Genomic DNA, 20,168 nt, shown 5'->3' on the forward strand with positions numbered 1-20,168 from the left:
GTTCAGTCAGCAGTCGGGGGAAACCTCCACTCGTTCGGGCGTGACCGTCACCGTCGCGTCCTCGACGCTGAATTCGACGGTCCCCTCGGCCCGACTCGTCCCTCGGTGCGTGTCCGCAAAGAGGGAGTCGAGTGCGTCCGGGTCGATGTAGTCGTACAGCCGGGTGCTGGTGGAACCGGTATCGTCGTCGAAGTACTGCGCTAGTGCGGTTGCAGTGGCTATACTCGGCGGTTCGTCCGTGTCTCGATCGTACTGAATGCAGCGTTTAAACTCGCATCCAGATGAGTCTCTGATCCTTCGTTCCGTCATGTCTCTCCGTCACGTCTCCGTGACCGTCTAGCTGAGTGACCAACGTCCCAGCCCATATACTTACCGTCAGACAACACCGGGTGAAAACTGCACGACGGCGGCCGGATCGACCGATCACGATTCACCCCATTAGACCGCCTTTGGTGGAGCGATCACTACCCCGTTCGAGCACCGAGCGCCGACCGGACTCGAGCGCGGACCAGCGCCGATCGTAGATCCTCGATTCAGTCCACGCGCCCGTCCAGAAATCGTTCGACCTCGGTCGCCGTCGGCGCGCTGCGTGCACCCTCCCGGCTCGCCGTCAGCGCGCCGCAGGCGTTGGCGTACTCGAGGGCGTCCTCGATCGGCGCGCCCTCGAGTCGGCTCGCGAGAAAGCCCGCCGCAAAGGAGTCGCCGGCGCCGGCCGTGTCGACCGAGTCGACGTCGAACCCGGGGTGTGCGTAGCTGCCGTCGGGGGTCCGGATCTCGGCGCCGTCGCCGCCGGACGTGATCGCGACGATCCGATCGGTCGGCTCGGAACCGACCCCGGCCGCGTCGGCCAGCGCCGCGGCTTCGTGCTCGGTGACGAACAGAACGTCGGCGGCGGCGACGGTCTCGTCGTACGCGCGGTCGCCGAATCGACGCCCGGGATCGAAACTGACTGTGACGTCGGCCGCCGCGGCGATCGAAGCGATCCGCGCGGCGGTCTCCGGGCGCTGGCTCGTGAGGTGGACGTGATCGGCCGCCCGAACCCGGTCGGCGTCGATATCCGCCGGCCGAACGGCCTCGTTGACGCCGTCGTTGCCCAGAATGGAGACCGCGCCGTCGTCGTCGACCAGCAGGTACTTGACCGCCGTCTCGGCGCCATCGACGACCCGGACCCCCGACAGCGAGACGCCGGTTTCCTCGAGGCCGCGCCTGGCCAGCAGGCCGTTGTCGTCGTCGCCGACGCTGCCGATCAGTTCGGCGTCGACCTCGAGGCCGGCGAGCGCGGCGGCGACGTTGGCTGCGCTGCCGCCGCCGGACTGGCGCTGTGAGCGAATCGTCGCCTCGCCGTCGGCGACGGGGAGTCGGTCGACGCGCAGCGTCACGTCCCAGTTGACGTGGCCGGCGGTGAGTACGGTGGGGGACATCCGATACGACCGGGAAGAAGGTACCGTCGGAAAAAAAACCTAGGTGGCGATGAAGAGCAAGACGTTGTGGACGCCGGGGCCGAGCCCGATCGCGGCGATCCCGGCGAGGACGATCCGCGCCTGCTGGGGAGCGTCCTCGACGTACTCCTTGAAGAGCCCGAGGATCACCAGCGCCAGCGCGGCCTTCACGAGGACGAACAGCCAGCCGGCGCCGACGTACTCGGCGGTCGGGAGCGACTCGCCGGCCTCGAGCAGCAGCGCCGACAGGGGAACCGTCTCCTCGACGCCGATGACGTCGTAGCCGACGGCCGTCGAGACGCCGTCCAGTGTGTGTCCGAAGACGACCAGCGCGCCGGTGTAACTCGTCGTCTTCGCGATGTCAGTAACCCACAGGCTCAGCGCGACCCACGCGATCGCGGTGACGATCCCGGCGGCGATGACGGCGATGACCGGCCAGAAGAGGTTGAACGTCTCTTCGCTCCAGCTCACGTTGAGGATGATCGACGCGAAGACGGCGAAGAAGGCGGTCCCGGCGATGCCGAAGAACCGCGAAATCGTCGGCTGGAGTCCCCCGGCGTACAGGAAGACCGCGACGATCCAGGCGGCGCCCGCGACGGCCGCCGCGACCAGGTAGACGGTCGGCGTCGCGAACAGCGTCTCGACGTTCTCGGGATAGGCGTCGAGTTGATAGAGGACGTGCAGGGCGGAGCCGAACATCATCCACGGCGCGAACGCCAGCACGGTCCGATCGGTTACCGGCGGCTCGAGAACCCACAGCAATGCGACGATCCCCGCCAGTATCACTAGCAGCGGGACGAGGAGGTACCACGGTGGGAGCACGAACCCCTCGGGTAATACCATATCCGTACTCGCACACACCAGCGACAAACACTTTCCGATTGCTAATCATTCGCGGAAATGACGGTTTTCCTTCGCCGTCTCGTTCGACGAGAAACGTCGCGGCGCTATCCCGTCATTTCCTACAGCTCCCAGGGTTCGTCGACCGTCTCGCCGAACAGTTCTCGCATCAGCGTGACGATAGTTTCCGGCGGGAACTGGCCGTGCTCGGTGACGATCGCGTCGACGTACCGCGGCGGGGTGACGTCGAAGGCCGGGTTTTCGGCCGTCAGTCCGTCGTCGACGCCGTCGACGCCGTCGGTGATCGCGGCCCGCGCCTCCTCGTCGAGCACCTCCCGCTCGTCGCGGCGTTCGATCTCGACGGTGTGGCCCGTCATGGTGTCGGGGTGGAGCTTGATCGTCTGGGCGGCGACGGTCACCGGCACGCCGCGCTCGCGGGCGAGCACCGCCAGCCCGCTGGTGCCGATCTTATTGATCACGCTCCCGTCGGCCGCGATACTGTCGGCCCCGACCAGGACGTGGTCCGCCCGATCGAGGTACCGGCGGGCCGCCCCGTCGACGATCACCGTGACCGGGACGCCCCACTCGCGCAATTGGCCGGCCGTGATGTGGCCCTGCATTCTGGGCCGGGTCTCCTTGACGATCGCCTCGATCTCGGTGCCGTCCTCGACGGCGGCCTCGAGACAGGCCAGCGCGTCCGTCGAGTGGCAGTGGGTCATCACGACGTCGCCGTCTCGCAACCGGTTCGCGCCGACCGATCCCAGCTTCGACTGCGCCCGGTCCAGATCGCGGCGGAACTCCCCGGCGCGGTCGACGATCGAGGCGCGCAACTTCGCGACGGTCTCGCCGTCCATTCCGGCGAGGACGTACCGGAGCGCGTTGGGCAGACTCACCGCCGTCGGGCGCGTCTCGTAGAGCGCCTTCGCGGCCGCTCGCAACTGCCGCTCGAACGCGTCGGGACGGTCCGCGTCGGAGCGTTGGGCCTGGATCGCCAGCGCCTCGGCGGCCGCGTCGGCGATCGTCGCGGCTCCGCGAATCTCCATCGCGGCGATCTCGTCGGCGGTCGTTTCGACGGCCGGCGCGACGTCGTGCCCACGGTCGTCCATGCTAACACGTTGCCCGCCGGACGGCAAAAGTAATCGGGCGGGGTTTTTGCCTGTCGGGCGATTCCCTCCCCGTATGGACCGCAGCGAACTTGCCCCCCTGATCGATCACACCGTGCTCGGCCCCGAGACGTCGATCGCCGACGTCCGCCGCGTCCTCGACGAGGCCCGGGAGTACGGCATGAACGCCTGTATCCCGCCGTTCGCGCTCGAGTCGGCCGCCGACTACGCGCCCGACGTGACTCTCGCGACGGTGATCGGCTTTCCCCACGGCCAGCACAGCGCCGCGGCGAAGCGACGGGAGGGCGTCCTCGCTTGGAAGGCCGGCGCCGACGAACTCGACGTCGTGATCAACGTCGGCCGGCTGCAAGCCGGCGAGGACGACGTCGTCCGGGCCGAACTCGCGGAGCTCACGGCCGCGGTTCCGATCCCCGTCAAGGTGATCATCGAGACGGTGCTCCTGACCGACGAGGAGAAACGCCGCGCCTGCGAGGCCGCGGACGCGGCCGACGCGGCGATGGTCAAGACCTCGACCGGCTTTGCGGAGGGCGGGGCAACCGTCGCCGATGTCGAACTCATGAGCGACTACCTCCCCGTCAAGGCCAGCGGCGGCGTCGGCAGCTACGACGAGGCGATGGCCATGCTCGAGGCCGGCGCCGAGCGGATCGGCGCCTCGAGCGGCGTCGCGATCCTCGAGGGCGCGCCGGAGTAACGCGGCGCGCCGGGTTTCGGTAGCGCGGCGATCACCGTCACGAACGCGAACACTTTTCGTCGGGGGTCGTCCAACGGAGCCTGTGCTCGAGTCGGTGCTGGCGCGGCTCCGCGCGACGCGACGGCGACTGCGGCGGCTGGAGCGACGCGAATTCGACGCCTTCGTCCGCTGGATCGAACGCACCGGGAACCTAATTCACCTCTCGGTGTTGCTCTTCGTTCCGCTGCTCATCGCCGCGGTGACCTGGCTGGCGAACGCGACGGCCGCCGTCTCCTTCCTCCTGTTTCCCCCGCTGGCCTCCGGCACGTACACTCTCTTCGCCGATCCCGAGGGTCGGTACTCGACGCCGACGAAGTTCGTCGGCGGGATGACCGCCGGAGCGCTCTGCGGGTGGCTCTCGATCGCCCTCGTCGACGCCGCGGGCGTCGACGGCGCCGCCGGCGTCAGCGCGACCGGCGCGGCGCTCGGCATCTTCCTCACCGGCGCCGTCACCTGGGCGCTCGATCTGGAGGAACCCACCGCGTTCTCGACCGCGCTGCTCGTACTCGTCACCGGCAACGCGCAGGTCGTCTACGTGCTCGGAATCGTCGTCTCGAGTTCGTTCGTCGCGGCCGTCTTCGTCGTCTGGCGGAACCGATTCTACGAGCGCCGGGCCCAGTACCTCTACCGGACCACGGACGGCGACGACCGCGTGCTCGTACCGCTGGACGGCTGGGGCGAGGACGACGACGCGGGGACGGTCGCCCGCTTCGCCGCCGAACTCGCGAGCGCTCACGACGCCGGGAAGATCGTCCTCCTCGACGCCATCGACGACGCCGCCGACATCGCCGAGGACGAACCGGGGCCCGCGGCTCGCCGCCTCGAGTCCTTCGCGGCCGATCTCTCGTCGGCGTACGACATTCCCTGCGAGGTCGTCGTCGCGGCCGGCGACCGCACGTCGTCGCTGGTGCTCCGGACGGCCAGAGAGCACAACTGCGATCTGATCGTCACGCCGTACGCCGAGCGCGAGGGGGGTGGCCTCTCGCCGTTCATCGTCGGCCTGTTCGACAGCGAGATCGACGTCATCGCCTTCCGGTCCGCCGAGAACCGCCAGCGCTGGCAGCACGCGCTGGTCCCAGTTCGGGGCGCCGGCGACACCGCCCGCGCGATGGTCGACTTCGCCCAGCGGATCACCGGCTCCTGGACGCCGACCAGCGTCTGTACCTGCATCGACCGCGAGTCCGAGCGCCGCTCCGCGGAGACCACTGTCGCCGACCTCGTCGACGCCTTCGACGGCCGCTTCGAGACCCACGTCGTCACCGAACCCGTCGAGTCCTACCTCGAGCGCGTCTCGTCCCAGTACGACGTGATCTTCGTCGGCTCGAGCACCGATCGCTCGGCCGCCTCGCGGTTCGTCTCGCCGCCGACGTTCGAGCGGCTCAGCGACCTCGAGACCGACGTGGCGATCGTCCACCGCGGTCGCCATCAGTAGTACCCGATTTTCGCTGTCCCACCGGCTCAGACGCTCCCGCGGAGCAGCACGACCGTCCCGATGCCGGCGACCAGCGCCAGCGGGAGCCGCTCCGTCTTCCGGGCGACGAGCGCGACCACGGCCGCTCCGAGCCACTCTTCCGGACCGCCCTCGACCAGTTCGCCGGCGACGATCGAAACGACGATCACGCCGGGGAGCACCTCGAGGGCGGTTTCGGCCCGTTCGGTGAGTTCGAGCCGTCCAACCAGCCACAGTCCGCCGGCCTTCGTCGCGTAGGTGACGACGGCCATCGCGAGGACGACGCCGACGGTCGTCGGCTCGAGCGCTGTCGCGGGGCTCGAACTCATCCGCCCACCTCGCGCGAGTCGACCCCGACGTCGGCGCGGCGGACGCCGATCAGACCGCCCGCCAGCGCGCCGGCGAGCAGATACCAGCGCCCGGGCACGGCGACGGCGGTCGTCAGCGCAGCGACGAAGGCGGCCGTCCACGGCAGCAGGTCGGTCCGCCCGTCCCAGAGATCGACGGCGATCGCGACGAAGACGGCGAGGAACGCGGCGTCGAGGCCGTACCGTGCCGGATCGGCGACGCCGTCGCTCGCGAGCGTCCCGACGACCGTCGCGGCGACCCAGAGGAGCCAGATCGCGAGGCCGCTTCCGAGGAGGTACGCGGCGTCGGTCGGTTCGCTTCCGTCCGCGCCGTCGGTAGCGCCGGCGTCGGCGAACGCGCGCATCGTCAGCGCCCAGTTCTCGTCGGCGGTGAAGAAGGCGCTCCCGTAGGTCTCGAGCGCGGATCGGTCGGCGAACCACGGGCGGAGCGTCGCACCCAGGAGCAGGTAGCGGAGGTTGACCGCCGCCGTCGCGAGGACGATCGTCGCGACCGAGGCCGACGCCGCCCAGAGGTCGACCGCGAGCAACTGCGCGGCCCCGGCCAGCACCGTCGCGCTCATCAGCGTCGCCTCCGCGGCGCTCAACCCCGCCTGCGACGCGAGCACGCCGAAGGCGACGCCGTAGCCCGCCACGCCGACCGCGACCGGGAGACAGTCCCGAAACCCCCGCCGCGCGCCCGATCGCGAGAAGGCTACCCGGCGCGTCGACGTCGCGTCCGCGGTCGGTCGTCCGTCGGCCTCGCTCTCGTCTCCGCCCGCGGTCGTGGCGCTCCGGCCGCGGTCGCCGCTCGAGTCCGTTTCCGTCATCGTCAACTCGACAGCGCGGGCTCTATACCCCTAAAATCTCGGAGAACGCGAGTTCTCTACGCGCGATGATACGACGAGACGACGGCGCGGTTAGCGGGTGCCGACGGGCTCGGCTGCCGTCACGAGAGCGACAGTCGGTCCAGCAACCGCCGACCGCAAGGCGTCAGTTCGTAGCCGGAACCGCCATCGCCGCCGGAACCGCCATCGCCGTCGGCACCGTCGTCGTTACCGCCACTACCGTTCTCGTCGTCGTTACCGTCGCCGCCGGAGACGTACGGCTCGAGTCGCCGGAGGTGATAATTGAGCTTGCCGTTGTCGTCGATCGACGTCGCCGCCCGGAGGTCGGTGTAGCGCAGCGGCGTCTCCCGGTCGGCCAGCGCCAGCAGGATCTCGAGTCGGATCGAGTTCGCGAGCAGTTCGAACTCGTCGGCGGTCCGCGACAGATCCGCCGCGGTCTCGCGGTCGTCCGTCTGCTCGTCGGCGCCGACGACAGCCAGCGATCCCTCCCGCGCGCGTTCGGCCCACGTCCACGTCGGAATCGCCATCGCTGGCGACTTCGCGTCGGCGATCCAAAATGATTCCGACGCTCGAGTCTCGAGGTCAGTCGCTGCCCATGATGTGCTCGATCAGCGGACTCTCGTCCTCGCCGAGCGCCGACTGGACCAGCAGGTGTCCGCCGAGCACCGACGGGCTGATCACCGCGTCTGCGCCGGCGTGCTCGAGCTTTCGCGTGTTCTCGCGATCGGTCGCGGCCGAGACGATGCGGGCCTCGGGCGCGAGTTGGCGCGCGGTGAGGATCGCCAGCGCGTCTTCGGCGTCGTGGTTCGTGGCGACGAGGACCGCGCTCGCGCGGTCGATCTTCGCCCGCTGGAGCGGCCCCTCGTCGCTGGGGTTGCCCCGTATCACCGACAGGCCGCGATCGGTCAGCGTCTCAGCGGCTCCGCGGTCGCCGGTCACGACGACGAACTCCCGGTTGTTGGCCGCGAGTTCGTCGACGATCGGTTCCGTCAGCTCGCCGTAGCCGAGCACGAGGACGTGGTCCTCGAGCAGCTCGAGTTGTGAGTCGGTCATCTTTCCGAGTGTCTTCGTGATGCGCGATTGGATCGCCGGGCCGACGAGCGCCCCGATGGCGATACCGAAACTGGCCACGCCGAGCACGAGCACGGACATGGTGAACAGCATCGCCTCCGTCGACGTCTGGTCCGGCGTGATGTCGCCGTAGCCGACCGTGCTCGAGGTGATCAGCGTGAAGTAGAACGCGTCGAGGATGTTCGTGATCCCCTCGAAGTCCTCGCGGAGCGCGTAGGCGCCGATGGTGCCGTAGAACTGGACCCCCAGCAGCGCGAAGCCGGCGGCGATCTGGGTCGTGCTCAGCGAGAGGGACTTGTCGAACCGCCGGCGGCTGAACAGCAGTACGGGAATCGTCAGCAGCGACACGGCGACCAGCGGCAGCGAGTACCGGCTCGACTGGAGCAGTCCCTGGGCGGCGGTCAGCGGGAGCAACAGCAGCGTCGCCCACCAACCCGCCCGCAGCCCCCGCCGAAGTGCGAGCGCGCTGCCGACCATCAGAAAGCCGGTGAGCGCGCCGGTGAAGCCGGCGGTATCCTGAACGGGCTCGGGGACGTACTCCGCGAGCGGCCCGCCGACGAAGTCGAACCCGATGTTGACGATCGCCGTCGCGACCGAGAGCCCGGCGACGAGCAGCGCCAGCGCGACGGCTGCCCGCATCGAGAGGACCCGATGCCAGTTGTCGGGCAGCCGCGATCGAAGCGACCGGCCGTCGGCCATACGCCTCGATGTGCGACCGCAGTAGTTAACGCCACCGTCTCGAGGAATCGTTGAACTCGGACGACTGACACCTGAGAGCCGTCCGTTCGCGCCGCGGTTGATCGATCCCGCTACTCGAGGGCGCGGACGCGAATAATCGCACTCGGAGATCCGGAGCAACCTCGGCGTGTCGGTACTCCTTTGTCGCTCCCGGCCCTGCGGCCACCAATGACGCCCGGCGGAAGTCTCCCGGTCGAAATCCTGCTCGGCATCTACCTCGGTCTCCTGACGGGCATCGTCCCCGCGTTCGTCGCCGGTTCGCTCGGCTTTCTCGTCCGCTACTTCACCGGCGTGACGCTGCCCGGCTTCGGTGTTGTCGTCCTCGCGCTGTCGATCGCCAGCGTGCAGGGCGGCCTGCTCGGCCTCATCGAGCCCACCATCGCCCAGTCGCCGCGGCTGCTGGTCGCCGTCCTCGTCGTTCTCATGCTCGCGCTCTACGCCCACAACCAGGGCGACAAGCTCGGCGCCGAACTCCCCCGGCGGCTCTCGCTCACCTCGATCCGCCAGCGGACGCTGTCGACCGACGTCGTCGAACTCGTCGGCACCGTGGGTCGGGTCACGGTCCGTCCGACCGGCGAGATTCACGACATGGAGGGCTACCCGCCGCTGTCGCCCGACCTCCGCCGGTCGCTGAAGACCGGCTCGTGGCGGCTCCCCGCGGACCTGCCGCTGTCGGAACTCGAGTCCCGCCTCGAGGAGCGCCTGCGGACCGACCACGATCTGGCCGACGTCACCGTGACGATCGACGAACGGGCCCGCGCGACGATCACCGCGGCCCCGCCCTCGGGCGGCCTCTCGAAGCGGATTCCCGACGGCCGCCGCGCCGTCTCGATCGCGACGCTGGTCCCGACCGGCCTCGCGAGAGGCGACGAGGTGTCGATCCGCGCCGGCGAGCGAACGGTCTCCGGGACGGTGCTTGGCGCCCGGACGGAGATCGACGGCGAACACGCGGCCGCGGCCGACGAGCCGCCCGCCGACGACGAGACGCCGGTCCCCGACGGCGGCGATCCGGCGGCCGACGCCGTCCCCGCTCCCAAACCGAGCGCGGCCAGCGCCGGCGGAATCGGCCGCGTCACCGTCGCCGTCGCCCGCCGAGACGTGAAGGCGCTGCTCGAGACCGAGACGCCGAAGTTGGTCGTCCGATCCAGGGGGACCAGCCGGGAGTTCGAGGCCTTCTCGCTGGTCAGGCGGGCCGGGCACGCGATCCGGCGGCTCACCGTCGGCTCGAGCGCGGACGCCGACGCCCGCAACGCGGCGAACGTGACGGTGCTGGCCGCCCGCCGACAGGGCAGCGAGACCGGCGGCCGTCGCAGCGGCTGGGTGTTCGCCCCCGGCATCGAGCGGTCGCTCGAGCCCGGCGACGAGGTGTTCGTCGCGGGGCCGGAGACCGCGACCGACGAGTTCGTGGAGGCGATCGCCAGATGACGCTGCCGGCCGCCCTCGGACTCGAGCCGATCCTCGCGCAGGCGGCTTCCACGGAGGCGCTGTTCGACGCGTTCGTCGGAATCGTCGGCTTCGCGTTGCTGGCGGGCGGGACCGCCGCCGGTATCGCCTTCGTCTTCCGCTGGTACAGCGCCGACGGGATCCCCGAAGGGGTCGCGATCTTACTCGGCGTGTCGATGGTCGCGATCTGGCTCAACGCCCAATCGGCACTCCAGCAGGTGATCAGCGGCGACGCGGAACTACTCGAGCTGAGTACGGTCGCATTCACCGTCGCCGCGTTCGTCGCGAGCGCGATCGCCGCCGACGGCGGCCGGCGACTGGGCGATCACCTCGCGACGGACGTCTTCGCCGTCGCGACGCCGCGGACGATCACCGAGGTCGGACAGCTGGTCCGATCGGCCGGCCGCGTCGTAGCCGTCGAACTCCCCGAGGAGATCGCGGACGTCGACGGCTACGACCCCGTCGAGGAGTCGACCAAGACCGAACTGGCCGGCCACACGCTGCTGTTCCCGCGCCGGCTGTCGACCGACGACCTCCGCGAGCGACTGATCGCCCGCCTCGAGCGCGACTACGGGATCGGCCACGTCGACGTCGAGTTCGGGGCCGATCGGACGATCGACTACCTGGCCCTCGGGAGCCGGCCGGCGGGCATCGGATCGACGCTCGCGCCGGGCACCGTCGCCGTCGCGATCCGGGGCGATCCGGCGCCCGACGCCAGCCCCGGCGACGCCGTCCGAATCTGGCGCTGCGACGACGACTCGCTCCGGCGGGCCGCGAGCGGGGAACTCCGCGGGGTCGCCGACGACGTGGCCACCGTCGCCGTCGACGCCGACGACGCGGGGACGCTCTCGACCGACGAGGAGTACCGACTCGTCACGCTCCCCCGCGACCCCGGCGCCGAGCGGGACCTCGTCTCGCTGCTCCGGGCGGCCGACGAAACCGTGACCACCCTCCCCGTCGACGCGGGCGATCCGCTCGAGAGCGCGGCCGTCGGCTCGCTGCCGGTGTTCGTCCTCGCGGTCGACCGCGGCGCGGCCGGCGCCGACCCGCTCGCGCTGCCGTCGGGCGAGACGCGACTCGAGGCCGGCGACGTCGCCTACGTGCTCGGCCGCCCGGACGCCCTGCGGCGGATCAGCGACCTCGAGCGGCCGCTGACGGCCGATCTCGAGTCGGATTCGAACGTGGCCGCGGCTGCGGGTGCGAGTGCGGGTTCCGAGGTGGATCCGGACGCAGACTCGGATCCGGAGACCGATCCGACCGCGGACGACGATGCGGAGTCGGTCGACGACGCCTCGCCCGAACGCACCCGGGAGCGGTAGCTACTTGCCGTCGGCACCGATACCGCCACGTATGGCCACCGAGTGGAAGCTCTTCGCCGACCTCGCCGAACGCGCGGGCGACAAACACGTCACCGTCGACGCCGACGCCGGCGACACCGTCGGGGACGCCCTCGAGCAACTCGTCGCCGGCCGGCCCGACCTCGAGGCGCGGGTCCTCGAGGACGGCGACCTGCGCTCGCAGATCAACGTGCTCCGCAACGGGACGAACGTCTTAGTCGAGGAGGAGGGCCTAGAGACGGTTCTCGAAGAGGGAGACGAACTGGCGCTGTTCCCGCCGGTCAGCGGCGGCTAACGGACCGTCACGCGGTGCTCGGTGTTCTGCGATCCCGCTCGACGGGGTCCCGGCGCTCGTCGACGACGCGATACCGGTAGGCGACGGTCGCACCTTTCGGGTGAATCAGCACGGTATCGTCGTCGCAGTAGGGTTCCTGGAACCACTCCGCGGCGGCCGGATAGCACTCGAGCAGCGACGTGTCTTCGGTGACCGCGTCTACGGGCCTTACGTGGCGGCGGACGTCCGGAGCGACGACGACGAGGATGCCTTCGAAGCCGACGTATCGCTCGGGCGTCTCGAGACCGTCGTCAGTGAACGCGAGGTCGCCGTCGTCGACGACCTCTCCGGATTCGTACGAGGGATTGTACATGAGTTCTTCACCTGACTATTCTCGGATACGAATATGAACGCTCGGGAGGATGTTCTGATCCGGAAAACGCGCCGTCACTCGCCCGTCAGGTCGATCCCGAGCACGAAGTCCGGCTCCTCGGAGATACCGACACCGGCGTAGGGCGCGTCGGTGACGTGACGGGGCGTCTCGGGGATCAGCACGCGCGTTTCGTCGGCCCCGAGATCGGCGGCGTCGCGGGCGATCGCCGCGAACAGCGCGCGGGCGGCGTCGACGCTCTCCCACGCGCCGACGCCGTATTCGGCCCACGTCTCGGTTTCCGTCTCGGATTCCGTTCCGGTCTCGTCGTCGCTCGAGTCGCCGTCGCCCTCGCGCTCGTACGTCCGCGATCGATACGCCATTCCGGCCAGCCCGTTGGGCCCCGTCACTGCGAAGACGGCTGTCTCGTCGGCTGTGAGGTCAGCGCGCGTCAGTTCTCGGACGGCCCACGACTCCTCGGGGGCCATCGTGAGGCCGTCGAGGTGCTCGCGCGCGTCGCTGTGGGTCCAGTAGCGCCACGCCGCGGTGGGATCGCTCGAGACGCGGTAGGCGTCGTCGACGTCGGCCTCGAGGCCCGCGGCGGCGTCGGGATCGGGGTCCGGATGCGCGAAGCGGAACTCGGTGAGCGGCTCGAAGCCGCTGGTCCGCGCGGCGCCGAAGGAGGCGGCGTTCCACGAGAAGATCATCACCCGGCCGACCGTCGCACCCTGCTCGCGGGCCCACTCGAAGGTCGCCTCGTTGAGTCGCCGACTGACGCCTCGTCGCCGATAGTCAGCCGCGACGCGCAGGCTCTGGAACCAGGCTTCGTCGTCGGTGAGCATGACACCCTGCACGATGCCCGCCGGTTCGCCGTCGACCTCCGCGAGAAACGTCTTCTTTTCCTGTCCGGGTTCGTCCTCGAGCCACTCGTGGTAGACCCGCGGGATGTAGTCGCCGCCGCGATCCGGCCAGATATCACTCGTGAAGTCGGCCACGGCCGCGTAATCGTCGTGGGTCGCCCGTCGGATCTCGAGGCCGAAATCGGAGACTGAGTCGAGTACCATCGTCGATCGAACAGGGCTATCTCACGCGGTGGCGGGGGAAAGCGTTTCGCAGACGCGGTCGCCCCCGCGGTGGCGTCCGGACTCGGACTCGAGTCTGCGTAGAGAGTCGCTTCCGAAAGACGAGTCCGGCACTACCGCCCGTAGTACCAGTACGAAATCGCGAGGAACGCGAGCAGCGCGCCGCCGACCGTCCCGATCCCGCCGCCGAACGGAACCTCGAGCATCTGTAACGTCATTGCGCCGACCGTCCCCGCCAGCGAGAGGGCGAAAAGCAGGGCGAGGCCGAGCTGCCACTGCTGGAAGCTATCGAGCATGGGGTCGTCGGTCCGTTCGTTGGCCATACAACTCAATCGGACAGCTATCTGATAAGTACTCGGTCGAACTACTCGGCGCGCTATCGAACGGTCGAGCGCGTCGTGGCCTCACTCCCAGGGAACTGACCGCTCCTGGATCTCGCCGGCCAGCGACGTGCCCATCGCCTCTTCGACGTCGTCGCTGTTCTCGAGGGCCCACATCAGCTTGACCTTGGCCGTCCCCGGTAACGTGTCGCCGGCCTCGATCACGCCGGCCTCGAGCAGGTCTCGACCCGTGTCGTAGACCCGGTCGCAGACCCGTCCCTCGAGGCACTGGCTGGTCATGACGACCGTCGTCCCGTCCTCGACGAGCTCCTCGATGCGGGGGATCAGATCGGTGTGGACGTGGCCGAGTCCGGTGCCCTCGAGGATCAGCCCCTCGCTGCCCTCGACGACGTCGAGGAACGCGGGATCCATCCCCGGCGTGAACTTGAGCAGTTCGACGTCGTCCGCGAGGTCCTCGCGGAGCTCGAGATCGGCCTCGCCGCGCTGCTGGTAGTCGCGGCGGAACTCGATCTCCTCGGTGTCGTAGTCGATTTCGCCCAGCGGCTCTGCACCGACCGTCTCGAAGGCGTCCCGGCGCGAGGTGTGGTTCTTCCGGACCCGCGTCCCGCGGTGGAGCGCGCAGACGTCATCCGATTCGGAGCCGTGCATGCAGACCATGACTTCCGCGCAGTCGCTCTTGGCGGCCTCGACGGCCGAGACGGCGTTCATCACGTTATCGGAGGACGGTCGATCCGCCGAGCGCTGCGAGCCGGTGAAGACGATCGGCACGGGCGTCTCGAGCATGAACGAGAGCGCCGACGCGGAGTACTGCATCGTGTCGGTGCCGTGCATGACGACGACGCCGTCGGCGCCGGCCTCGATCTCCTCGTACACGGCGCGGGCGAGGTCCTGCCACAGCGGCGGCTCCATGTTCTCCGAGAGGATGTTCGCGACGACGCGGCCGCGGTAGTTCGCGCGACCCGCCAGATCGGGCACCGCGCGCAGGACGTCCTCGGCGTCGAACTGCGCCGTCACCGCGCCCGTGCGGTAGTCGACCGTCGAGGCGATCGTTCCGCCCGTCGAGAGCAGCGAGATCGTCGGCAGGTCGTCGTCGAACTCGATCTCGGAGTCGGCGCCCTCGTCGCTGGCGTCGTCATCTTCCGGCCCCGTCGCGTCGGTGCCGTCGATCTCGTAGACGTCCTCCTCGAGCGTCTCGATCTCGGCCTCGGCCCGGTCGACGCCGACGTTGTAGCCGCCCTCGAGTTTCACGACGAGGTGGTCGTCCGTACTCGAGGGGAGCAACACGCCTTCGTACGTGCGATCCGCGCGGTCGACGCGAACGCGATCGCCTGGATTCATGCGTGGGCGTTGCGCGGCGGCGGACTTGAAGGCACGCTTTCCGTGATCGATCCGTCGCCAGTGGATCCGCAAGCTGTGGTCGACGACGCTACCGGACGCTCGCGTTCGCTGCGACCGTGGCAACGGGGAGTGCCACACCCTCCCCAGCCGATTCACTCAGTCTCTCCGGTCCCTCGTTCATCCACCGGAAGACGCGATGCGTCTTCCAAGCCATTCGTTCGTAAACTCACGAAGACCTCGCGCATCTTCGTGTCGTGGCTCGTTTCCACTCGCCATGACACAGCGCGCGCCACCGATAGAGCCGTCGGCCGGCTATCAACAGCACCATCCCCCGCGCACCGGCGTTCCATCTGAGATGGCCGTGCGAAACCGGCGTCGACCCTCGAGGCTCAGGTGAACAGTCCGACCAGAACCAGTCCCAGCCCGGTCAGCAACAGTACGCCCGCGATCATCGCGGTCAGCAACTGCAGCGTCGACTCGGCGTCGGCGGGAACGTCGAGTCGCGGATAGAGTCGTCGACCGGCTATCAGTACCCCAATCCCTAGGGCGAGCGCACTGACGCCGAACGCGACCAGCTCGGTGCTCATCCATGGGTGGTACCGCGGCCAGCGTGAAAAGGGAGGGCCCCGCGACTCGAGGGTCGAGAACGTCCGTTGCGGTCCGAGCAGCGAAGCTAATCGACCGATTCAGGCGACGTACGCGCTCGCAGCGGCCCGCAGGAAGACGGCACCGATCGCGAGTCCACAGAGCGCGATCCCAAATCCGAGCAGCCGGACCAGGTCGGTCATCAGCTCGGGATACTCCGGCTGGGGCTCGATGTTCGCGACGAGCACGTAACAGAAGACGCCGCCGCCGGCCGCGATGAGGCCGAACGTCGCGGGCGCGAGCCAGCTCATACCCCCGATGGGCGGCCCGCGGTGGTATATCCTGTGGCCGGTGACATCCTCGAGGTACCCGCCTCGTGTACCGATGGGAAAGACCCATGCTGTCGGCTGCCCAAGGAGATCGCATGAGCGACCGCTCGGACGAGGTCACCGAGAGCCGGGACACCGACGACCTCTTAGAGGAGACCGAGAGCCTGCTCTCGGGGTCGGACGTCGAGACCGATTCCGGGACCGGAACGGCGGCGACGCCGGAGGATCGGCCGGAGGCTGGCGGAGACGTCGGGGCGATCGACGACCCGCTCGGCTCCGGCACGCTGCAGTCGTCCGACGAGCCCGCGCCGTCGACGGCCGCGCCCGCGGAGTCGTCGGACTCGCGGCTCGGACGATTGCGTGACCGGCTTACACCGGGGCGCTCGCCGGGCGACTACTTCTCGCCGCGGGCGTTTCTCGCGCTGGTGCTCCTCGTCGGCGCCGGGCTGGTCGGCGGCGGGATGCTGATCCCGTTCGCCGGCCGAATGCTCGGCATGCTCGGCGTCGCCTTCGTCGTCGGCCTGCTCACCTCGAAACGGCGCTACCTCGAGATGGGCGCCGCCGGGACCGCCGTCGGCGGCGTGTCGGCCGTGCTCAGCAACGCCGTCCTCGCGATCGCCGGCTCCACGCAGGCCGTCCTCGCCGTCGGCGTGACGATCGGGCTGGTCGGCTGTCTGCTGGGCTACTACTTCGGACGCGATCTGCGAAACGGGCTCACTCAGGATATCGAATAATTGCGTTCGGCGGCCTCCCTCGTCGATTTCTCGGCCGACGTCTAACTCGTCGTCAGCTCCCAGCCGCGTTCGGTGCGGCGGACGATCCCTTCGTCGGCCATCGACTCGAGGAGGTCGGCGACGACCTCGCGGGGCGCGTCGACGTCCTCGCTGAGTTCCCCGACGGATTTCGGTTCCGTTCGGATGCTCGCCAGTAGATCGGCGTAGATTCGGCTCTCGGGACCGGTGCCGACGGTCTCGGAGATCCGATCGAGGACGTCGCAGAGTCGCCCCTGCACCCACCGTTGGGCGAGCGAGAGCTCGTTCTCGAGCTGTTCTAAGTCCTCGAGGGCCCGCAGGAGGTCGTCGAGTTCGTCGGCGTCCTCCCAGGCGACGTCCAACGAGAGGTGGCGACAGGTCGTCAAGTCGAAGCTGCTGCTGGCGGGATAGGCGCTCTTGCTCGCGAAGCCGTACGGCGAGACGTTCACCTCGAGGCGGACGTTGCGGGCGATATGAAAGTACTTCCGGCGCTGGTCGTCGACTCGGCTCTCGATCAGTCCCGCCTCCTCGAGTTTGCGCAAGTGTTCGATGACCGCCTTCGGACTCACGCCGAGGTAATCAGAGATTTCCGTGACGTAACAGGGTTTGCGGGCGAGCAACCGGAGAATACGTCTCCGATTTTCGTTCCCCAGCAAATCCAGTAATGCGGCGGAGTCCATCGAGCGATGATTGGGGGTCGCCGCTGAAAAGCGTGTCTGCTCGGTACGACGATGTCAGACGGATCCGTCCCCGCGCGGAACTGTGTCCCGTGTTCCCGGTCGCTACGCCGACTCCGACCCCGTGTCAGCGTCGCTTCCCGTTTCGTCGTTCGGTGGATCGGCGTCCGTATCCGAGCCGGTATCGGCGTTTCCGGACCGGTCGGCCGGCGTGCCGCTCTCGCCCGGCGGCCCGGGATCGGAATCCGAGCCGTCGGCCTCGTCGGACGGACCGCGCTCGGTTCCGTCCGGCGCCCGCTCGTTACCTTGGCCCTGCCCGTTATCCGGCGTCTCGGCGTCGCGATCGGCTGGCGGGCCGTTTCCGGGTCGGTCATCGGATTGCCCGTTTCCGGGGCGATCCTCGGGTGGTCCCCGTCCCGGGACGTTGTCGGGGCCGCCGAGTTGGCGGACGGTTTCCGCCACTTCTTGGTCGCTGAGATTCGCGGCGCCGGTTCCGAGCTCGTCGAGACGATCGGTGTCGGCGCCGGTCTCGTTTGCCCGCTGTCGGGTCCGTTCGATCTCGCGCTCGAGGGAGCGGATTTCGACGGTGAACTTCGCCATCCGCGCCCGGTACGCGCCGCGGTCGAGTTCGTCCTGGCGCTCGCGCAGTTCCTCGCGTTCGGCCTCGAGCGTCTCGAGGCGTTCGCCGAGGTCGTCCGTCCGATCGAGGACGAGCGCTTCGCGGCTCTCGTTGCCGGCCGCCTCGTACTGCTTGCTGAACAGTTCGGCGTCGACCGTGTTCTCGGTGTCGGCCGCACTGGATTGCATGTGCGTCGAAACTGAGGCGGTGCTGTTCGATTCGGCCCCGTTCTCGTCGGCGGCGAAGGTGGTGATGACGGCGCCGCTTGCGATCGGGGCGATCGTGAGCCCGAGGAGGGCGACCAGTGCGAAGAGCGCAACCGACCGGGAGGTCATCACTGCCTCCGTTCGAACGAATGTCCTAAAAAGACAGACCTTCGTTCGAACCGTTCAATCCCGTCCGTGACCGGCGGAGCAACGGCTCGAACGTTTACGCCCGACAGAAACGCTATTAGCACAGTTCAACTACCGTTTGAACTGCGTGAACTGTTGATTCCGGCCGGCGGCCCCGAACCACTGCCCGTCGGCGGGAGTCAGACGAGCGCCGTGTTATCTCGCCGCGCGAGGATCGTTTTGTGTTCCGTAACCGAAGCGGTTCCCGACGCTAACAACAGTTGATGGCTGTGCATTCAATGGAAAACAACTCTTACCGCGAACCGTCTGTTCACCTGCGAACGGGCCTGAGTTTGTATTCTTCACTGAAAGTCCGACGACTTAAATCTATCCGAAAATAGTTATATCCCGCCAGCCCTTGTGTATTAGTACCATGTTCGAGGTCTTCTCGCGAAGCTACTATCTCGGACGACTCTACGTGACCCCCATCGACGGGGACCGCGCCCTCATGCACAGCGACCAGCACGAGCGGATCAACGAGGAGGTGTACGCGACCGGAAACGGGCTCGAGCGCCTCGACGCGCCGCTCGTGATGAAACTCGAGTCCGGGCACTTCCCGGTCCACGGCGACGACGCCGTGCCGACGAACACGCTCGCCGTGCCCGAACCGATGCTCGAGGACACCGACGTGCGCAACCCGCCCTCCCTGCGCGAGGTCCTGCTCGCCCGCCGCGAGCGCGCCGAGCAATTGCTCTCGTGGACCGGCGGCTGGCCCGGCTCCGACGCCGGTTCAGGCGACGACTACCCCGCTGCCGGAACCTAAAAGTAGCCGCGCTGCCCCCTTCCGTTCGGACCAGATGCTGGACGCGTTACTCGGCCGCGCCTCGCTCAAGGAGCGCATCGACGAACTCGAGGAGAAAAACGAGCGGCTGCGAAACCGGTACGAGGCCGAATCCGAGCGCCGATCGGAGGCGGCCACCGCCCGACAGGACGCCGAGGAGCGGGTCAACCGCCTCGAGGACCGCATCGCCCAGCTCGAGGGGGAACTCGAGCAACTCGAAGGCGACGAGGCCGGCCTCTCCGTCCGCCGTCGCGAACGGCTTCGGGGGAGCCGACTCGAAGCGGTCGTCGACCGCCTGGCGTCGTTTCACACCGGCCCGGAGGGCGCGCTGACGGCGGTTCTCCGCGAGGACGAGGGTAGCGAGACGCTCGCCGAGGAGTTCGACGTCGACCTCGAGACGCCGCTCGGCGACCGCGCCGCGCTCGTCGACGAGGCCGCCCCGTGCGTGCTCTGTCTCGACGACGCCGGGCTGATCGCCGCCGCGCTCGAGCCGCCGGCGATGCCCGACCGCGCCCTCGAGGACGACTCGCGGGTCGCCTGGGACGACCGCTTTCGGTTCGAGCGCGAGTGGTTCCTGCCGACCGGCCGGTACGCGCTCGCGCTCGTCCGGACCGACCTCTTCGCCCTCGGCACCTACGAGGACGGCGACCGCGTCGACTACCGCGGCTTCGAGAGCGACGTCAAGGGGAACCACTCGAAGGGCGGCTTCTCGCAGGCCCGCTTCGAGCGCATCCGCGACGATCAGATCGACGACCACCTCGAGCGCTGCCGAGAAGCGCTGTCCGAGCGCGTCGACGACGGGGATCGGTTGTACCTCGCCGGCCAGCGCGGCGTCGTCGAGACGCTCGCCGAGGACGCGAGCCTCGAGCCGGCCGGGACCGCCGCCGTCGACGCGACCGGCGATCCAAAATCGGCCCTCGAGGACGCCCACCGGTCGTTCTGGACGGCCGAGTTTCGGGCGTTCTGAGGCGTCATCGGCGCCGCTTTGCGTTTGAGCCGGGTTTCGCGTCGACGTTCGAACTGCCGTCGCTCGAGCCGAACTGCGGACATTTTTGGTCGATGCGGACGACTCTTCGAACGAGCTATGTCCGACTTCGAAACCGTCAGCTGCAGCAGCTGTGGTGACGAATTCAAGGCGTATCCGGACGCGAACGCGGCCCAGCGCGGGTTCTGTTCGCCCGCGTGCGCACTCAAGGAGAACTGACAGGCGCGACCCCCGATCGCGATCCGGACGTTGCGCTCGAGGGCGTGACTCGAGCGCGTT

Annotated in this window: 24 protein-coding genes; 8 read left to right on the plus strand and 16 right to left on the minus strand. The window is 68.8% G+C overall.

From position 1 onward, the window contains the following. Positions 1–6: 6 nt before the first annotated feature. The 4 genes from C477_RS17890 to C477_RS17905 form a co-directional block, all read right to left on the minus strand. Positions 7–309, minus strand: a complete 303-nt coding sequence (locus tag C477_RS17890; RefSeq protein WP_008895942.1) for a HalOD1 output domain-containing protein — start codon at positions 307–309, stop codon at positions 7–9. Positions 310–533: 224 nt separating this feature from the next. Then, complete coding sequence (locus tag C477_RS17895) at positions 534–1,421, minus strand: carbohydrate kinase family protein (RefSeq protein ID WP_008895943.1); 888 nt, start codon at positions 1,419–1,421, stop codon at positions 534–536. A 39-nt stretch (positions 1,422–1,460) separates the two neighbouring features. After that, positions 1,461–2,282: a DUF63 family protein gene (locus C477_RS17900; protein WP_008895944.1), complete on the minus strand. Its 822-nt coding sequence runs from the start codon at positions 2,280–2,282 to the stop codon at positions 1,461–1,463. Positions 2,283–2,401: 119 nt separating this feature from the next. Continuing rightward, the gene (locus C477_RS17905; RefSeq protein ID WP_008895945.1) at positions 2,402–3,385 is read right to left on the minus strand and encodes a ribose 1,5-bisphosphate isomerase; all 984 of its coding nucleotides are present in this window, start codon (positions 3,383–3,385) and stop codon (positions 2,402–2,404) included. 73 nt (positions 3,386–3,458) lie between these two features. Here C477_RS17905 and deoC point away from each other — a divergent pair, with 73 nt between their 5' ends. Both deoC and C477_RS17915 read left to right on the plus strand, forming a co-directional pair. Then, on the plus strand, positions 3,459–4,094 hold the full coding sequence (gene deoC, locus C477_RS17910; RefSeq protein ID WP_008895946.1) for a deoxyribose-phosphate aldolase: 636 nt from the start codon (positions 3,459–3,461) through the stop codon (positions 4,092–4,094). Between the two features lie 82 nt (positions 4,095–4,176). Beyond that, positions 4,177–5,565 (plus strand): universal stress protein, encoded by a 1,389-nt coding sequence (locus C477_RS17915; protein ID WP_008895947.1) that lies wholly within the window; start codon positions 4,177–4,179, stop codon positions 5,563–5,565. A gap of 26 nt (positions 5,566–5,591) precedes the next feature. On the opposite strand, the gene C477_RS17920 is transcribed toward C477_RS17915, so the two are convergent. The 4 genes from C477_RS17920 to C477_RS17935 all read right to left on the minus strand — a co-directional run bounded on the left by C477_RS17920 (position 5,592) and on the right by C477_RS17935 (position 8,545). Next, positions 5,592–5,912, minus strand: coding sequence for an AzlD family protein (locus C477_RS17920; protein ID WP_008895948.1), 321 nt, complete (start codon positions 5,910–5,912; stop codon positions 5,592–5,594). Next, positions 5,909–6,757, minus strand: a complete 849-nt coding sequence (locus C477_RS17925; protein WP_008895949.1) for an AzlC family ABC transporter permease — start codon at positions 6,755–6,757, stop codon at positions 5,909–5,911. Before C477_RS17925 ends, C477_RS17920 begins: the two co-directional genes overlap by 4 nt. A 119-nt stretch (positions 6,758–6,876) precedes the next feature. Continuing rightward, positions 6,877–7,302 carry a DUF7347 domain-containing protein gene (locus tag C477_RS17930; protein WP_008895950.1) on the minus strand — a complete coding sequence of 142 codons (426 nt, stop codon included), beginning with the start codon at positions 7,300–7,302 and terminating at the stop codon, positions 6,877–6,879. Positions 7,303–7,357: 55 nt separating this feature from the next. Continuing rightward, positions 7,358–8,545, minus strand: a complete 1,188-nt coding sequence (locus C477_RS17935; RefSeq protein WP_008895951.1) for an NAD-binding protein — start codon at positions 8,543–8,545, stop codon at positions 7,358–7,360. A 207-nt stretch (positions 8,546–8,752) separates the two neighbouring features. Between C477_RS17935 and C477_RS17940 the strand changes: the two genes are divergently transcribed. Genes C477_RS17940 through C477_RS17950 form a run of 3 tightly spaced genes read left to right on the plus strand, consistent with a single transcriptional unit; the run spans position 8,753 to position 11,659 of the window. Continuing rightward, positions 8,753–10,009, plus strand: a complete 1,257-nt coding sequence (locus C477_RS17940) for a hypothetical protein (RefSeq protein ID WP_008895952.1) — start codon at positions 8,753–8,755, stop codon at positions 10,007–10,009. Next, on the plus strand, positions 10,006–11,346 hold the full coding sequence (locus tag C477_RS17945; RefSeq protein WP_008895953.1) for a TrkA C-terminal domain-containing protein: 1,341 nt from the start codon (positions 10,006–10,008) through the stop codon (positions 11,344–11,346). The genes C477_RS17940 and C477_RS17945 overlap by 4 nt, the downstream gene beginning before the upstream one ends. Positions 11,347–11,377: 31 nt before the next feature. Beyond that, positions 11,378–11,659, plus strand: a complete 282-nt coding sequence (locus tag C477_RS17950; RefSeq protein WP_008895954.1) for a ubiquitin-like small modifier protein 1 — start codon at positions 11,378–11,380, stop codon at positions 11,657–11,659. Positions 11,660–11,666: 7 nt separating this feature from the next. Here the strand turns inward: C477_RS17950 and C477_RS17955 are convergent, their stop codons facing one another. The 6 genes from C477_RS17955 to C477_RS17980 form a co-directional block, all read right to left on the minus strand. Beyond that, on the minus strand, positions 11,667–12,011 hold the full coding sequence (locus C477_RS17955) for a hypothetical protein (RefSeq protein WP_008895955.1): 345 nt from the start codon (positions 12,009–12,011) through the stop codon (positions 11,667–11,669). A 74-nt stretch (positions 12,012–12,085) separates the two neighbouring features. After that, a complete protein-coding gene (locus C477_RS17960; protein ID WP_008895956.1) occupies positions 12,086–13,072 on the minus strand; it encodes a GNAT family N-acetyltransferase in 987 nt (328 codons plus the stop codon). 131 nt (positions 13,073–13,203) lie between these two features. Next, entirely contained in the window at positions 13,204–13,413 is a 210-nt protein-coding gene (locus tag C477_RS17965; RefSeq protein ID WP_008895957.1) for a hypothetical protein, read from the minus strand. Positions 13,414–13,494: 81 nt separating this feature from the next. Continuing rightward, positions 13,495–14,769, minus strand: coding sequence for a Glu-tRNA(Gln) amidotransferase subunit GatD (gene gatD / locus C477_RS17970; RefSeq protein ID WP_008895958.1), 1,275 nt, complete (start codon positions 14,767–14,769; stop codon positions 13,495–13,497). Between the two features lie 389 nt (positions 14,770–15,158). Beyond that, positions 15,159–15,356, minus strand: a complete 198-nt coding sequence (locus tag C477_RS17975; RefSeq protein ID WP_008895959.1) for a hypothetical protein — start codon at positions 15,354–15,356, stop codon at positions 15,159–15,161. 99 nt (positions 15,357–15,455) lie between these two features. After that, the gene (locus C477_RS17980; protein WP_008895960.1) at positions 15,456–15,665 is read right to left on the minus strand and encodes a hypothetical protein; all 210 of its coding nucleotides are present in this window, start codon (positions 15,663–15,665) and stop codon (positions 15,456–15,458) included. Between the two features lie 113 nt (positions 15,666–15,778). On the opposite strand from C477_RS17980, the gene C477_RS17985 reads away from it, so the two are divergent. Next, positions 15,779–16,417, plus strand: a complete 639-nt coding sequence (locus C477_RS17985) for a YybS family protein (RefSeq protein ID WP_008895961.1) — start codon at positions 15,779–15,781, stop codon at positions 16,415–16,417. A 41-nt stretch (positions 16,418–16,458) separates the two neighbouring features. Here C477_RS17985 and C477_RS17990 read toward each other — a convergent pair whose 3' ends face one another. Both C477_RS17990 and C477_RS17995 read right to left on the minus strand, forming a co-directional pair. Next, positions 16,459–17,115, minus strand: a complete 657-nt coding sequence (locus C477_RS17990; RefSeq protein WP_008895962.1) for a metalloregulator ArsR/SmtB family transcription factor — start codon at positions 17,113–17,115, stop codon at positions 16,459–16,461. 102 nt (positions 17,116–17,217) lie between these two features. Beyond that, positions 17,218–18,066, minus strand: a complete 849-nt coding sequence (locus C477_RS17995) for a hypothetical protein (protein WP_008895963.1) — start codon at positions 18,064–18,066, stop codon at positions 17,218–17,220. A 430-nt stretch (positions 18,067–18,496) separates the two neighbouring features. Here C477_RS17995 and C477_RS18000 point away from each other — a divergent pair, with 430 nt between their 5' ends. Further along, positions 18,497–18,886 (plus strand): DUF5802 family protein, encoded by a 390-nt coding sequence (locus C477_RS18000; RefSeq protein WP_008895964.1) that lies wholly within the window; start codon positions 18,497–18,499, stop codon positions 18,884–18,886. Positions 18,887–18,920: 34 nt separating this feature from the next. Next, the gene (locus C477_RS18005; protein ID WP_008895965.1) at positions 18,921–19,871 is read left to right on the plus strand and encodes a Vms1/Ankzf1 family peptidyl-tRNA hydrolase; all 951 of its coding nucleotides are present in this window, start codon (positions 18,921–18,923) and stop codon (positions 19,869–19,871) included. The last annotated feature ends 297 nt before the right edge of the window (positions 19,872–20,168 follow it).

It is taken from the genome of Haloterrigena salina JCM 13891 (genome assembly GCF_000337495.1).
GTDB lineage: Archaea > Halobacteriota > Halobacteria > Halobacteriales > Natrialbaceae > Haloterrigena > Haloterrigena salina.

Coding starts and splice junctions, on each gene's coding strand:
- C477_RS17890 (WP_008895942.1), bottom strand. CDS start 309: ATGACGGAACGAAGGATCAGAGACTCATCTGGATGCGAGTTTAAACGC.
- C477_RS17895 (WP_008895943.1), bottom strand. CDS start 1,421: ATGTCCCCCACCGTACTCACCGCCGGCCACGTCAACTGGGACGTGACG.
- C477_RS17900 (WP_008895944.1), bottom strand. CDS start 2,282: ATGGTATTACCCGAGGGGTTCGTGCTCCCACCGTGGTACCTCCTCGTC.
- C477_RS17905 (WP_008895945.1), bottom strand. CDS start 3,385: ATGGACGACCGTGGGCACGACGTCGCGCCGGCCGTCGAAACGACCGCC.
- deoC (WP_008895946.1), top strand. CDS start 3,459: ATGGACCGCAGCGAACTTGCCCCCCTGATCGATCACACCGTGCTCGGC.
- C477_RS17920 (WP_008895948.1), bottom strand. CDS start 5,912: ATGAGTTCGAGCCCCGCGACAGCGCTCGAGCCGACGACCGTCGGCGTC.
- C477_RS17925 (WP_008895949.1), bottom strand. CDS start 6,757: ATGACGGAAACGGACTCGAGCGGCGACCGCGGCCGGAGCGCCACGACC.
- C477_RS17930 (WP_008895950.1), bottom strand. CDS start 7,302: ATGGCGATTCCGACGTGGACGTGGGCCGAACGCGCGCGGGAGGGATCG.
- C477_RS17935 (WP_008895951.1), bottom strand. CDS start 8,545: ATGGCCGACGGCCGGTCGCTTCGATCGCGGCTGCCCGACAACTGGCAT.
- C477_RS17940 (WP_008895952.1), top strand. CDS start 8,753: ATGACGCCCGGCGGAAGTCTCCCGGTCGAAATCCTGCTCGGCATCTAC.
- C477_RS17945 (WP_008895953.1), top strand. CDS start 10,006: ATGACGCTGCCGGCCGCCCTCGGACTCGAGCCGATCCTCGCGCAGGCG.
- C477_RS17950 (WP_008895954.1), top strand. CDS start 11,378: ATGGCCACCGAGTGGAAGCTCTTCGCCGACCTCGCCGAACGCGCGGGC.
- C477_RS17955 (WP_008895955.1), bottom strand. CDS start 12,011: ATGTACAATCCCTCGTACGAATCCGGAGAGGTCGTCGACGACGGCGAC.
- C477_RS17960 (WP_008895956.1), bottom strand. CDS start 13,072: ATGGTACTCGACTCAGTCTCCGATTTCGGCCTCGAGATCCGACGGGCG.
- C477_RS17965 (WP_008895957.1), bottom strand. CDS start 13,413: ATGGCCAACGAACGGACCGACGACCCCATGCTCGATAGCTTCCAGCAG.
- gatD (WP_008895958.1), bottom strand. CDS start 14,769: ATGAATCCAGGCGATCGCGTTCGCGTCGACCGCGCGGATCGCACGTAC.
- C477_RS17975 (WP_008895959.1), bottom strand. CDS start 15,356: ATGAGCACCGAGCTGGTCGCGTTCGGCGTCAGTGCGCTCGCCCTAGGG.
- C477_RS17980 (WP_008895960.1), bottom strand. CDS start 15,665: ATGAGCTGGCTCGCGCCCGCGACGTTCGGCCTCATCGCGGCCGGCGGC.
- C477_RS17985 (WP_008895961.1), top strand. CDS start 15,779: ATGAGCGACCGCTCGGACGAGGTCACCGAGAGCCGGGACACCGACGAC.
- C477_RS17990 (WP_008895962.1), bottom strand. CDS start 17,115: ATGGACTCCGCCGCATTACTGGATTTGCTGGGGAACGAAAATCGGAGA.
- C477_RS17995 (WP_008895963.1), bottom strand. CDS start 18,066: ATGACCTCCCGGTCGGTTGCGCTCTTCGCACTGGTCGCCCTCCTCGGG.
- C477_RS18000 (WP_008895964.1), top strand. CDS start 18,497: ATGTTCGAGGTCTTCTCGCGAAGCTACTATCTCGGACGACTCTACGTG.
- C477_RS18005 (WP_008895965.1), top strand. CDS start 18,921: ATGCTGGACGCGTTACTCGGCCGCGCCTCGCTCAAGGAGCGCATCGAC.